The 11,993-nt window shown below is 70.3% G+C and carries 13 protein-coding genes; 9 read left to right on the forward strand and 4 right to left on the reverse strand.

The features are described 5' to 3' along the window. Nucleotides 1–116: 116 nt before the first annotated feature. The gene (locus G9U51_RS15400; RefSeq protein WP_166198150.1) at nucleotides 117–659 is read left to right on the forward strand and encodes a dienelactone hydrolase family protein; all 543 of its coding nucleotides are present in this window, start codon (nucleotides 117–119) and stop codon (nucleotides 657–659) included. Further along, nucleotides 656–1,210, forward strand: coding sequence for a GNAT family N-acetyltransferase (locus G9U51_RS15405; protein WP_166198152.1), 555 nt, complete (start codon nucleotides 656–658; stop codon nucleotides 1,208–1,210). The genes G9U51_RS15400 and G9U51_RS15405 overlap by 4 nt, the downstream gene beginning before the upstream one ends. 242 nt (nucleotides 1,211–1,452) lie before the next feature. Here the strand turns inward: G9U51_RS15405 and G9U51_RS15410 are convergent, their stop codons facing one another. Then, nucleotides 1,453–2,013, reverse strand: coding sequence for a dienelactone hydrolase family protein (locus tag G9U51_RS15410; RefSeq protein WP_166198154.1), 561 nt, complete (start codon nucleotides 2,011–2,013; stop codon nucleotides 1,453–1,455). Between the two features lie 24 nt (nucleotides 2,014–2,037). Continuing rightward, nucleotides 2,038–3,063, reverse strand: coding sequence for a 6-phosphofructokinase (locus G9U51_RS15415; protein ID WP_166198376.1), 1,026 nt, complete (start codon nucleotides 3,061–3,063; stop codon nucleotides 2,038–2,040). A gap of 80 nt (nucleotides 3,064–3,143) precedes the next feature. Here G9U51_RS15415 and G9U51_RS15420 point away from each other — a divergent pair, with 80 nt between their 5' ends. Continuing rightward, the gene (locus G9U51_RS15420) at nucleotides 3,144–3,626 is read left to right on the forward strand and encodes an 8-oxo-dGTP diphosphatase (protein WP_166198156.1); all 483 of its coding nucleotides are present in this window, start codon (nucleotides 3,144–3,146) and stop codon (nucleotides 3,624–3,626) included. An 87-nt stretch (nucleotides 3,627–3,713) separates the two neighbouring features. Next, nucleotides 3,714–4,529, forward strand: a complete 816-nt coding sequence (locus G9U51_RS15425) for an alpha/beta fold hydrolase (protein ID WP_166198158.1) — start codon at nucleotides 3,714–3,716, stop codon at nucleotides 4,527–4,529. 61 nt (nucleotides 4,530–4,590) lie between these two features. Here G9U51_RS15425 and G9U51_RS15430 read toward each other — a convergent pair whose 3' ends face one another. Continuing rightward, the gene (locus G9U51_RS15430) at nucleotides 4,591–5,361 is read right to left on the reverse strand and encodes an alpha/beta fold hydrolase (protein WP_166198160.1); all 771 of its coding nucleotides are present in this window, start codon (nucleotides 5,359–5,361) and stop codon (nucleotides 4,591–4,593) included. A 261-nt stretch (nucleotides 5,362–5,622) separates the two neighbouring features. Here G9U51_RS15430 and G9U51_RS15435 point away from each other — a divergent pair, with 261 nt between their 5' ends. After that, nucleotides 5,623–6,648 (forward strand): sodium:calcium antiporter, encoded by a 1,026-nt coding sequence (locus tag G9U51_RS15435; protein ID WP_207948386.1) that lies wholly within the window; start codon nucleotides 5,623–5,625, stop codon nucleotides 6,646–6,648. A gap of 79 nt (nucleotides 6,649–6,727) precedes the next feature. Then, nucleotides 6,728–7,306 carry a hypothetical protein gene (locus G9U51_RS15440; protein WP_166198163.1) on the forward strand — a complete coding sequence of 193 codons (579 nt, stop codon included), beginning with the start codon at nucleotides 6,728–6,730 and terminating at the stop codon, nucleotides 7,304–7,306. Here G9U51_RS15440 and G9U51_RS15445 read toward each other — a convergent pair. Continuing rightward, nucleotides 7,303–7,614, reverse strand: coding sequence for a rhodanese-like domain-containing protein (locus tag G9U51_RS15445; RefSeq protein ID WP_166198165.1), 312 nt, complete (start codon nucleotides 7,612–7,614; stop codon nucleotides 7,303–7,305). The two genes, G9U51_RS15440 and G9U51_RS15445, sit on opposite strands and share 4 nt — an antisense overlap. A 106-nt stretch (nucleotides 7,615–7,720) precedes the next feature. Between G9U51_RS15445 and G9U51_RS15450 the strand changes: the two genes are divergently transcribed. The 3 genes from G9U51_RS15450 (at nucleotide 7,721) to G9U51_RS15460 (ending at nucleotide 11,991) form a co-directional block, all read left to right on the forward strand. Further along, on the forward strand, nucleotides 7,721–9,142 hold the full coding sequence (locus tag G9U51_RS15450) for a glucose-6-phosphate dehydrogenase (RefSeq protein ID WP_166198167.1): 1,422 nt from the start codon (nucleotides 7,721–7,723) through the stop codon (nucleotides 9,140–9,142). Nucleotides 9,143–9,221: 79 nt separating this feature from the next. After that, the gene (locus tag G9U51_RS15455; RefSeq protein WP_166198169.1) at nucleotides 9,222–10,724 is read left to right on the forward strand and encodes a flavin-containing monooxygenase; all 1,503 of its coding nucleotides are present in this window, start codon (nucleotides 9,222–9,224) and stop codon (nucleotides 10,722–10,724) included. A gap of 19 nt (nucleotides 10,725–10,743) precedes the next feature. Further along, nucleotides 10,744–11,991, forward strand: coding sequence for a glycosyltransferase family 4 protein (locus G9U51_RS15460; RefSeq protein WP_166198171.1), 1,248 nt, complete (start codon nucleotides 10,744–10,746; stop codon nucleotides 11,989–11,991). Nucleotides 11,992–11,993 lie beyond the last annotated feature (2 nt).

Below are 11,993 nucleotides of genomic sequence, written 5' to 3' on the forward strand. Positions count from 1 at the left end.
TCAGACGCACAGCGGTGCGACGCGGTTCCGCCCCGGGTCGGCGAGCGCACGCCCGCACTCACCCGGGAGCGGGGCGGGCGCCATACGCTGGATCGACGCGACCCAAGGAGCAAAAGTTGTCGAGCACGACCTTCATGGCCTACCGCGCGGCGCCGGACGGGCCGGCTCGCGGCGGGATCGTGCTGTTGCCCGGAGACGAGGCGATCGCCGACCGGCTCGCGGCGGAGGGATATGTCGTGCTCGCACCGCAGGGTGACCAGGCCGCCTCCGGGCTGCGGCGGCTGGTCGACGCGCTCGCCGCCGATCGCGGGGTCGACGGCCGGATCGCCGTGCTCGGCTCCGGGCCCGAAGGCGACGCCGGGTATGCGCTCGCCACCGACCGGCGGGTGCGGCTGGTGGTGAGTTTTGACACCGACCCCGGAGATGTCGACGAGGTCGCCGACATTCGCGCCAATGTCGCGGCCTTCTTCGCCGCCGACTCACCGACCGTGGCGGTGCTGCCCGAACTGCGCGCCGCCATGCGCCGGGCCGGCGTCCGGTTCACCGCTCGCGTCTATCCCGATGTCACGGCGAGCTTCTTCGGTGACCCGGCCTCCGACGGCGTCGCCGACGACTCCTGGCACCGTTCGCTCGCGCTGCTCGCCGCCAACCTGGCATGAGGGTCCTCACCACCACGCTGGAGATGACCGATCCGGCGCAGCAGCGACCGGCTCGCCCGCTGCCCGCCGGTGTCCGGATCGAGGAGGCGACCGCGGTCACCCCCGAGTTCGCGCGATTCCTGTATGCCGTGGTGGGCGGCCCCTGGACCTGGGTCGACCGGCTCACCTGGTCGCGTGAGCAGTGGGCGGGCGAACTGGCCGCGCCCGGCACCCGGTTCTTCGTCGCGTATGCCGAGGGTGTGCCCGCCGGCTATGTCGAGCTCACCGCCGGGCCGGGGGAGGACGAGGTGGAGATCCGATACTTCGGGCTGGCCGAACAGTTCATCGGGCGCGGGGTCGGCGGAGCGTTGCTCGCGCACGGGATCGCGGCCGCGTGGTCGGCGCCAGGGGTGCGGCGGGTGTGGGTGCACACCTGTTCCCTCGACGGGCCGGCGGCCTTGCCCAACTACGAGGCGCGCGGGCTGCGGGTGGTGTCGGCGGTGGAGAGCGATGAGCCGGTGCCGGACGCGCCACTCGGCGCCTGGCAGTCCACCACCGGTCTGCCCCGCTAGCAGGGGCGGGAGCGCGGTCGGTCCCGGCGTGCGAGGTTCTGCCCGGCGCCCGGAAATCCCGACATGATGGCGACTTTTGGTGGCTCGGGGCCGTCATACCGCGGGTTGGGGTCGCCGATCCGGACATAATGGCGACTTTTGGTGGCGTGGGTCCGGCATACCGCGGGTTGGGGTCGCCGATCCGGACATAATGGCGACTTTTGGTGGCGTGGGTCCGGCATGCGGCGGCGCGGAGCCCCGGGCTACCCGCGCAGCAGGGCGTCGATGCGCTCGATGGTGAGGGCGGTGGCGTCCGCATCCCCGTCGGGGCCGTCGGTGTCGGTGAACAGGTGGCCCTTGCCCGGCACGACGAAATCGCTGAACGACGCACCCTCCGCCTCGACCGCAGCACGCAGCGCGGCGACATCCTCCTCTTCGATCCAGTGGTCCTGCGCGTAGCGGTGCACCTGCACCGGCTGGCCCGGCCACCGACTGTGCGGCGCGGCCACCGAATGCATCAGGATCACCCCGGCGGCCTGCGGTCGCGTGCCGGAGAGCGTCTGCGCGAAGGCCGCACCGAGCGAGAATCCGGCGAGCGCCGCGCCGTCGTCGAGTCGTTCGACGGTCGGCAGGATGCGCTTGAACAACTCCCGCGCGCCGGTGCGGTCGCGGTAGTCGATGCCGGCCTCCTCGTCGGCGAACACCTGACCCTCGTAGTAGTCGGGCACCACGACGTCGTGGCCGCGGGCCTCAAGCGCCTCGGCGAAGGAGGTCACGGCCGGGCGCAGGCCGAGTGCGGAGTGCAACAGCAGGATCTGGCTCATATCCGGCCAACCTACCGGCCGGCGTCAGCCGAAGAGGACCGCCGCCTCATCCCAGCGATGCCGCGGCACGACCTTGAGCTCGGTGGTCGCCGACCGCAGGTCGACGGTCTCGATGTCGATGCCGCGCAGGCTCACCATCGTGCCCCACTTGCGCTCGACCACGGCGTCGATCGCCGCCGCGCCGAACCGAGTCGCGAGCACCCGGTCGTATGACGTGGGCACCCCGCCGCGCTGCAGGTGACCCAGGGTGGCGACGCGGGTCTCGATGCCGGTGCGCTCCTCGATGAGTGGACCGAGCGCCTCACCGACGCCCCCGAGCCGCGGCCGGCCGAAACCGTCGACCGCATCGCGGGCGATGATGTCGCCGTCCTCCAAGGTGAACCCCTCGGCGACGACGACCAGGGGCGCGCGGCCTCGGTCACGGGCGCTCTCCACCCACTCACAGACCTGGTCCAAGGTGACCGGCACCTCGGGCACGAGCACCGCGTGCGCGCCGCCGGCGAGCCCGGCGTGCAACGCGATCCAGCCGACGTGGCGGCCCATCACCTCGACCACCATGCACCGGTGGTGGGACTCGGCGGTGGTGCGCAGCCGGTCCACCGACTCGGTCGCGATCGACACCGCGGTGTCGAAACCGAAGGTGTAGTCGGTGGCCGACAGGTCGTTGTCGATCGTCTTGGGCACGCCGACGATCGGCACGCCCTCGTCATACAGCATCCGCGCGACGGTGAGCGTGCCCTCGCCGCCGATGGCGATGATGGCGTCCATCGCGTGGGCCGCCATCACCTCCTTGACCCGCTCGGCGCCCCCCGCGTCACCGCGGAAGGGGCTGACCCGCGAGGTGCCGAGGATCGTGCCGCCCTGCCGGGACAGGCCGCGGACTTCGTGCCGCGGCAGCGGTATGACGTCGTCCTCCACCAGCCCGCGCCAGCCGTCGCGGATGCCGAGGAAGGTCTGGCCGTGGATCCGGTCGCCCTTCATCACGGCTCCGCGGATCACAGCGTTGAGGCCGGGACAGTCGCCGCCGGCGGTGAGGATGCCGATATTCACGGGCGAAAGCATCCCTGCTACTCCCGCGTCACCCAAGCGGCTGCCCGCGGACTGGGCGCCGGTGTGCCAGGCTCGCAGCCATGACTGTGCCCGCCAAGCTGCTCTGTCTCGCGTTGGTGATCGACCGCCAGGGCGGGCGAATCCTGTTGGGGCACAAGCTTCGTGGCATCGGGATGGGCAAGATCGTCGGGCTCGGCGGACATCTCGAGCCGGGCGAAACAGCCCGGGCGGCCGCGGCCCGCGAACTGGAGGAGGAGTCCGGTCTGGTCGTGCCCGAAGCCGCACTGGTCGAGGTCGCCCGAGTGTGGTTCGACTTCGCCAGCCCGGACTGGCCGCCCTTCGACGTCGCCGTCTTCACTGCCGACACCTGGACCGGCGAGATCCGCGACTGCGACGAGATCGAACCTGCGTGGTATCGGCTCGACGCGCTGCCCTGGGAGCGGATGTGGGATGACAACCGCATCTGGTTGCCGCACGTGCTGCGCGGCGAGGCGGTCGACACCCGGATCGGCTACGACCTGAGCGGAGAGCGCGTCGTCTCGGTGCAGCTCACCGTGCGGTGAGGTTCCTGCGAAACCCGAGGCACACCGGCATACCCGCAGGTAACCTCGCCTGAAGATGATCTCGGGCCAGTGCAGGGAGTGATGCAGATGTCGACGATCAGCTACAGCCGCAAGGGCAGCGGGCAGCCGGTGGTGCTCATCCACGGGATCGGCCATCGCCGGCAGGCGTGGCAGCGCGTCCCCGACATGCTCGCGCAGCGGTATGACGTGATCGCGATCGACCTGCCCGGCTTCGGTGAGTCGCCGATGCCGCAGAAGCCGGCGAACACTTCGGTGCGCAGCTATGTCGAGCAGGTCGAGGACTTCATCCGGTCGCTCGACCTGCCCACCCGACCGCATGTCGTCGGCAACTCCCTCGGCGGCATGATCGCGCTTGAGCTCGCCACGCGCGACCAGGTGGCCTCGGCGGTGGCCCTGTCACCGGCGGGGTTCTGGAACGCCCTCGAGCTGTGGGGTGTCACCGGCCCCAACCTGATCGCGCTGAAGGCGTCGACCTATGCGCCCGGGCCGGTGCTCAAACTCTTCGCCGACAAGCCGGCGCTACGCAAGCTGTCGATGCGCAGCCTCTATGTCCACCCCGAGTGGCTGTCGCCGGAGGACGCCCTCGGCGACACCCTCAACCTGCGCAACTCCAAGGGCTTCTGGCCGACCTTCTTCCGGGCAATCCCGTTGCAGTACAACGCAACTCCCAAGGTGCCGACCGCGATCGGCTGGGGCGAGAAGGACCGCCTGCTGCTGCCGCGGCAGGCCCGTCGGGCCCAGGAGCGACTCGGTGCACCGGTGCCGGTGCGGATGCTGCCGGGCTGCGGTCACGTGCCGATGCTCGACGACCCGCAGGCCGTGGTCGACCTCGTGGAGGAGACCATCGCCCGCGCCGAGACGCCGGCGGTCGCTGCGGTCTGAGGGTGGCGTCGGCCTCCGCTGGCGTTAGCGCAGTGAGCGCAGTTGGCGCCGTCAGCGCCCGTCAGCGTAGGAAGTCGGCCGCGAGGCCCGGCCAGGCCGCCAGGTCGTCCGGATCGGAGGCCAGCTTCAGGTGGGCGTCCGGGATCAGGTCGGCGAGGCGCTCGGCGGTGGACAGCGGGTGGCCGGGATCACCGACCCACGCCAGGATGAGCGTCGGCTGCGGCAGGCCGGCGAGCGCGTGCGGCTCGGGCAGATCCGAGCGGCCGGCACCGCGCAGGATCGACGGCCACAGCTGCTCGTCAAGGTCGGGATCGGGAAAACCGTTGTCTCCCAACGCTGGTGGCGACTCCTCTTGCGGCTGCATCGCCCGGAAGCGCTCGGCGCCATACTGCTCCAGCAGCCGTGCACCCTGCTCGTATGCCGCCGTCTGCTCGGCCCGCGTGGACCAGGCGGTCGGCGGGATCACCAGCACCAGCCGGCCGAACCGCTGCGGCGCCCGCACCGCCGCATGCAAGATCGTGGCGCACCCCATCGAGGCACCGATCGCAGCCACCGGCTCGGCCGGACTCACGGCATCGGCCACCGCGAGCAGGTCACCGGCCAGCGCGGACCACTGCCAGTCGTCCGGCTCCGGCCGGCCGGTGGAGCGGCCGTGGCCGCGGGCGTCATACGTCACGACCCGGTGCGTGGCCCGCAAGGCGGACGTCCAGTCGAAGCCGATCGCCCGGTCCGATGCGCGACTGGAGGTGAGGCCATGCAGCGCGATCACCGCGGGTCCTTCGCCCTCGATCGTGGCATCGAGGCGGGCGCCGGGCACATCGATGGTCGTCATGGGCCCACCTTGGCATCGTCACGGCGCGGCGATGCGTCGACCCGGTGTGCCGCAGATCACCTTTGCCGCCAGGACACCTACGGCTACCATCGTCGCCGTACATGAAGGGGAGTAGCCCTCCTCCTTGGCCAGCCCGTCGACATACTGGACCGCCCATGCGGCCCCGGCGGCTGGGCCCGCGGCGCGATCGCGGGTGGGCGAGACCTTCGACCGGTCAGACAACTGTCTGTCGCGGGTCGAAGTCGTCCTCGCCTTCTTCTCGTGGCAGCACGAGAGGACTTCCCCTTGATCCACGTCATCTTGCTGCTCGTCTGCGCAGTGATCATCTATCTCGCGTGCGAGTTGTTCGTCAACGCCGTCGAATGGCTCGGCGCCCGCCTCGCGGTCGGTGCGATCGCGGTCGGCTCGATCCTCGCCGCGGCCGGCACCGCCCTCCCGGAAAGTGTCGTCACGCTGGTCGCGGTGCTCTTCGGCAGCGACGAGGCCGGGTCCGACATCGGTGTCGGTGCCGCTCTCGGTGGCCCGCTGGTCGTCGGCACCATCGCGTATGCCGTGACCGGGGCGATGCTCCTGCTGCGGCACCGCGCCAACCCCGCTGCGAAACGCGACGACATGGCCGGCGTCGACCTGCAGCGGATGGGTCGCGACCAGGTGTGGTTCATCGCGATCTTCGTCTTCAAGATCGCCCTCGGGCTGGTCGCCTTCGCGATCAAGCCCTGGCTGGGCTTGCTCTTCCTCGCCGCGTATGGCGTGTACTTCTGGCAGGAGATGCGCCAGGACGGCGACGCCGCCTCGCACGAGGACCTCGAACCGCTGCGACTGCAGCGCAAGCGTGAGCGGCCGGCGACCTGGGCGATCGTGGTGCAGACGCTCGCGACCCTGGCGGTGATTTTCGTGGCTTCGCAGGTGTTCGTGAGTCAGCTGGAGTGGGCCGGCCCGGCGATGGGGTTGCCGCCGATGGTGGTGGCGCTGCTGCTGTCGCCGATCGCGACCGAGCTGCCGGAAGTGCTCAACGCGATCATCTGGGTGCGCCAGGGCAAGACCGCGCTGGCGCTGGCGAATATCTCCGGCGCGATGATGATCCAGGCGACCGTGCCGTCGGGCATCGGCCTGCTCGGCACGCCGTGGGAGTTCGACACCGGAGCCACGCTCGCCGGACTCGCGACCCTGGCGTCGGTCGTCTACCTGACCATCCTGTTCCACCGGCGGGCGGTCACGGCGGGCCGGTTGGTTGTGGCGGGCGGCTTCTACGCCGCGTTCGCGGTCGGCCTCGCCGTGACGCTCTGAGGTATGCCGCCGGGCCCCCGCGGCACTGGCGCAAAACGCCCAGTTGGGCGATCCGTGTGTCCCCCGGACCGCGGCATCGGTGCAAAACGCCCAGTTGGGCGATCCGCGTACCACCCGGGCCGCGGCACCGGCGCAAAACGCCCAGTTGGGCGATCCGTGCACCACCCGGGCCGTGGCATCGGCGCGAAATGCCCAGTTGGGCGATCTGTGTGTCCGCTGGGCCGCGGCACTGGCGCAAGATGCCCAGTTGGGCGATCTGTGTGTCCGCTGGGCCGCGGCACTGGCGCAAGATGCCCAGTTGGGCGATCTGTGTGTCCCCCGGACCGTGGCATCGGCGCAAAACGCCCAGTTGGGCGATCCGCGCACCGCCTGGGCCGCGGCATCGGCGCAAAACGCCCAGTTGGGCGATCCGTGTGTCCGCCGGGCCGTGGCATCGGCGCGAAATGCCCAGTTGGGCGATCCGCGTGTCCCCCGGGCCGCGGCACTGGCGCAAGATGCCCAGTTGGGCGATCCGTGTGTCCCCCGGGCCGCGGCACTGGCGCGAAACGCCCAGTTGGGCGATCCGCGTACCACCCGGGCCGCGGCACTGGCGCAAAACGCCCAGTTGGGCGATCCGCGCACCAGCGAGCGGCCGCCTCAACCAGCGACGCTGTGCTAGGCGACGTCGGGGAGGTGCAGGCGCGCCCAAGCACGGCGGCCGCCGCGGACGGCATACACATTGTCGTGACCGCCGGCGCGCAGGGTCTCGGCGAGCAACCGCGACTGCGAGCCGTCGGCACACATGAGCAGCACCGGCCGGCCGGTGCGCAACGCGCTCGCCTGCAGGTCCTCCACGTCGACCACCGCAGCCCGCTCCCAGAGCAGGTCTTGGTAGGCCGCCCGCGGGCTGACCGTGAGCGAGTCGCGCGAACCGGTGCCGGCGGAGGCGAAGAGGCCTGCCGGTGAGGTGCCGCTCGAGGTAAACATAACGAGAGGTTAGAAAACAAATAACCCGATCTGCAATCGCACGTCCGCGATGTGGGCAGCGGCTCCGGTTCACCGCGCGTGCAGGTCTGCGTGCCATGCTCGGCGCATGACCTCCACGAAGCCCGTGACCCTGCTCGTCCTCGGCGCCGGCGGCGACCTCACCAAGCGACTGCTGCTGCCCGGCCTCGGCAGCCTGCTCAAGGTCGAGACGGGCCGCCAGGTGACCGTGGTCGGAGCCGACCGAGCCGAGTTGACCGACAAGGCCTTCGGCGCGCTCGTGCGCGGGGCCTTCGAGGGCGTGGGTGTCAACAAGCGCACCACCGATCGGATCGTGCGCACCGCGCGCTACCAGCAGGCCGACCTGCTCGACCCCGCCGCGCTCGCCGACCTGATCGCCGGCTGCGGCGACGACGAACTCGTCATCTACTTCGCGCTGCCGCCGTCGATCGCGGTCAAGGTCTGCGCCGAGCTGCAGAAGATCGGCCTGCCCAAGGGCACCCGGCTCGGCCTGGAGAAGCCGTTCGGCACCGACGAGGCGAGCGCCCGGGCGTTCAACAAGCAGTTGCAGCGCCTGGTGCCCGAGGAGCAGATCTTCCGGGTCGACCACTTCCTGGGAGTCGCCACCGTGCTCAACCTGATCGGCTTGCGCTTCGCCAACCGGATCCTGCAGCCGATCTGGAACGCTGAGCACATCGAGCGGGTCGAGATCGCGTATGACGAGGACCTCGCCCTCGAGGGTCGCGCGGGCTATTACGACGGGGCGGGTGCGCTGCGGGACATGCTGCAGAGCCACCTGCTGCAGGTGCTGGCGATCTTCGCGATGGAGCCCATCGCCAGCCTCGAGCCGCAGGAGCTCGCCGACCTCAAGGCGCAGGTGCTGCGTGCGACGCACTTGTGGGAGGACGACCCGACCCAGGCCAAGCGGGCGCGGTACACCGCGGGCAAACTCGGCCGCCGCAAGATCCCGTCGTATGTCGACGAGCAGGGTGTGGACCCCAAGCGCAAGACCGAGACGCTCGCGCAGATGACCGTCGAGGTGCGCAACAACCGCTGGACCGGCGTGCCGATCGTGCTGCGCAGCGGCAAGGCGCTCGGCCAGGCGCACAAGCAGATCGTCGCCTACCTGCGGCCGGTCGCCCATCTGCCGAGCGGCTTCATCGGCGAGGCGACCGGTGACGTGCTGATCATCGACGTCAAACCGGGCGCGGTCTCCTTCCGGCTGACGATGAATGCCGAGGGTGACCCGCTCGACCTGGAGCACAAGCTGCTCACCGCCGAGCTCGCCGACGGTCAGATGACGGCGTATGGCGAGGTGCTGCGCCACATGCTCGACGGCAACCAGCTGCTGTCGGTGCGCGCCGACGCGGCCGAACTGTGCTGGCACATCGTGGCGCCGGTGCTCGCGGCGTTCGAGGCGAACAAGGTGCCCCTGGAGGAATATCCCGCCGGCTCGACCGGCCCCGACGGCTGGCTGCCGAAGGACTCGGTGCTGCTGGACTCGGCATACGGGAACAGTGCCGCGGTCTAAGCGAGTTACTACATTCGTAGGACGGCGGGGGAGACCCGCGGGTAACTTGGACGCCGGACCCATACGGCGAGGAGTAGTGATGCAGCTCAAGGACCATTACGACGTGATCGTGGTCGGTGCCGGCCTGTCGGGAATCGACGCCGGCTACCGGTTGCAGACCATGTGCCCGGACAAGGACTACGCGATCCTCGAGAGCCGCGCCGAGATCGGCGGCACCTGGAACCTGTTCACCTACCCCGGCGTGCGTTCCGACTCCGACATGTACACCTTGGGCTTCCCGTTCGAGCCGTGGCGCGGCCGCAAGGCGATCGCCGACGGTGAGGACATCCTGCAGTACGTCAAGGACACCGCCGCCAAATACGGCATCGATGAGCGAATCGCCTTCGAGCACAAGGTGATTGCTGCCGACTGGTCGTCAAAGGACGCGCAGTGGACGCTGCAGCTGCAGACGCCCGACGGCCCGCGCCAGGTCACCACGCACTATCTCTACCTGTGTTCGGGGTACTACAACTACGACCACGGCTACACCCCCGACTTCCCGGGCGTCGCCGACTTCACCGGCCAGCTGATCCACCCGCAGTTCTGGCCGCAGGACTTCGACCCCAAGGGCAAGCGCGTCGTGGTGATCGGGTCCGGTGCGACCGCGATGACGCTCGTGCCCGCGCTCGCCGACCGCGGCGCTCAGGTGACGATGCTGCAGCGCTCGCCCACCTATGTGCTGTCGATGCCGGGCTCGGATCCGCTCGCGCTCGCCCTGCGCGGAAAGGTCTCGGCGCAGCGCGCCTTCGACATCGTGCGGATGAAGAATGCCGTGCAGACCCTGGGCTTCTACAAGTTCACCCGCAAGGCGCCGAATGTCGCCGCCAAGGTGATCATCAAGCAGGCCAAGGCTCAGCTCATGGGCGGGGCGAATGCCACCGAGGCCGACTTCACCCCGCGCTACAAGCCGTGGGACCAGCGCGTGTGCATCGTGCCCAATGGCGATCTGTTCCGTGCGCTGCGCGCCAAGAAGGCCTCGATCGTCACCGACACGGTCGACAGCTTCGTGCCCGAGGGCGTGCGCACCGGCTCGGGCAAGGTGCTCGAGGCCGACGCGGTCGTCACCGCGACCGGGTTGTCGATGCTCGCCGGTGGCGGCATCACGGTGACCGTGGACGACCACGCGGTCGACCTCGGCGACCGGCACATCTACCGCGGGCTGATGATCGAGGGGCTGCCCAACGCCGCGATGTGCGTGGGCTACACCAACGCCTCGTGGACGCTGCGCGCCGACCTGTCCTCGCGGTACTTCTGCACCTTCATCAACTATGTCGACGGGCACGGTTACGCCTTCGGCTACCCCAAGCCGTCGCAGCCTCTGCAGAGCCACCCGGCGCTCGACCTCACCAGCGGCTATGTGCAGCGGGCGATGGCGGAGTTCCCCAAGCAGGGACACATCTCGCCGTGGTTGATGCGCCAGAGCTACTTCAAGGACCGCGCGGAGTTCAAGAAGGCCGATGTCACCCACGACATGGTCTTCGCCCTGCCGGGGGAGAACCACCGGCCCGAGCGCGCCGCGGCGCAGGACCCGGTCCTGGCCTGAGGGCCGCCCCGAGCACCGGATGAGGATCGCGCTCGCGTCATACCGCAGTAAGCCGCACTCGGGAGGGCAGGGCATCTACGTCCGCAATCTCTCCCGGGAGTTGGTGGCCCTCGGGCACCAGGTCGAGGTGTTCTCGGGGCCGCCATACCCCGATCTCGACGACGGGGTGCGGTTGACGCGGGTGCCGAGCCTCGACCTCTACCGCGACGACGACCCGTTCCGGCGGCCTTCGCTGCGCGAGTTCCGTTCGCGCACAGACGTTTTCGAGTATGCCGTGATGTGCACCTCGGGCTTCCCCGAGCCTCGGACGTTCGGCCGTCGGCTGGAGCGGCTGCTGACGCCGCGGCTGGGTGAATTCGACATCCTGCACGACAACCAGACGCTCGCGCCCGGGCTGCTGCGGCTGGCCAAGGCGGGGTTGCCGCTGCTCGAGACGATCCACCACCCGATCAGCCGGGACCGGCGGCTGGAGCTCGCGCACGCCAGCGGGTGGCAACACCTCACCAAGCGGCGGTGGTACGGCTTCGTCGCGATGCAGCGGCGGGTCGCGCGGGAGTGCCCGCACGTGTTGACCGTCTCCGAGGGTTCGGCGCGCGACCTAGTCGACGACTTCGGGCTGCGCCGCGAGCGGATCTCGGTGGTGCCGGTGGGCGTCGACGTCGACACCTTCCGGCCGCCGGTGGCGCCCCGCGTGCCTGGCCGGCTGGTGACCATCGCCTCGGCGGACGTGCCGCTCAAGGGCTTGCCGGTGCTCATCGACGCGCTGGCCGTGATGCCGCCGACGACCTGGTCGGAGCTGGTCGTCGTCGGCACGCCGAGTGAGCGCACCAACAAGGCGCTCGCCGACCGGGGGCTGCTGGACCGGGTGACCTTCCGCACCGGCATCAGCGATGTCGAGCTGGCCGAGTTGATCGGATCGGCGCAGGCTCTGGTCGTGCCCTCGCTCTACGAAGGCTTCTCGCTGCCGGCGGTCGAGGCGCTGGCCTGCGGCACGCCGCTGGTCGCCTCGCGGGTGGGCGCGCTGCCCGACCTGGTCGGTGACGACGCCGGCCGACTGGTCGCGCCGGGCGACCCGCAGGGTCTGGCCCAGGCGCTGATCGACACCCTCGCCGATCCCGCCGGCGCGGAACTGGCGGGCCTGGCCGGCCGCAGGAGGGCGGTCGCCACTTACAGTTGGCGGGCGGTCGCGAGCGCGACCGCCGCACTCTACGAGCAGGTCATCGCCGACCGCTCGCTCGCCGGACCCCCGTCGCGGCGGGACGCCTGACC

Origin of the sequence: Metallococcus carri, assembly GCF_011440275.1 — a bacterium.
Lineage (GTDB): Bacteria > Actinomycetota > Actinomycetes > Actinomycetales > Dermatophilaceae > Metallococcus > Metallococcus carri.

Coding starts and splice junctions, on each gene's coding strand:
- G9U51_RS15430 (WP_166198160.1), bottom strand. CDS start 5,361: ATGACGACCATCGATGTGCCCGGCGCCCGCCTCGATGCCACGATCGAG.
- G9U51_RS15450 (WP_166198167.1), top strand. CDS start 7,721: ATGACCTCCACGAAGCCCGTGACCCTGCTCGTCCTCGGCGCCGGCGGC.
- G9U51_RS15455 (WP_166198169.1), top strand. CDS start 9,222: ATGCAGCTCAAGGACCATTACGACGTGATCGTGGTCGGTGCCGGCCTG.
- G9U51_RS15420 (WP_166198156.1), top strand. CDS start 3,144: ATGACTGTGCCCGCCAAGCTGCTCTGTCTCGCGTTGGTGATCGACCGC.
- G9U51_RS15410 (WP_166198154.1), bottom strand. CDS start 2,013: ATGAGCCAGATCCTGCTGTTGCACTCCGCACTCGGCCTGCGCCCGGCC.
- G9U51_RS15425 (WP_166198158.1), top strand. CDS start 3,714: ATGTCGACGATCAGCTACAGCCGCAAGGGCAGCGGGCAGCCGGTGGTG.
- G9U51_RS15405 (WP_166198152.1), top strand. CDS start 656: ATGAGGGTCCTCACCACCACGCTGGAGATGACCGATCCGGCGCAGCAG.
- G9U51_RS15460 (WP_166198171.1), top strand. CDS start 10,744: ATGAGGATCGCGCTCGCGTCATACCGCAGTAAGCCGCACTCGGGAGGG.
- G9U51_RS15445 (WP_166198165.1), bottom strand. CDS start 7,614: ATGTTTACCTCGAGCGGCACCTCACCGGCAGGCCTCTTCGCCTCCGCC.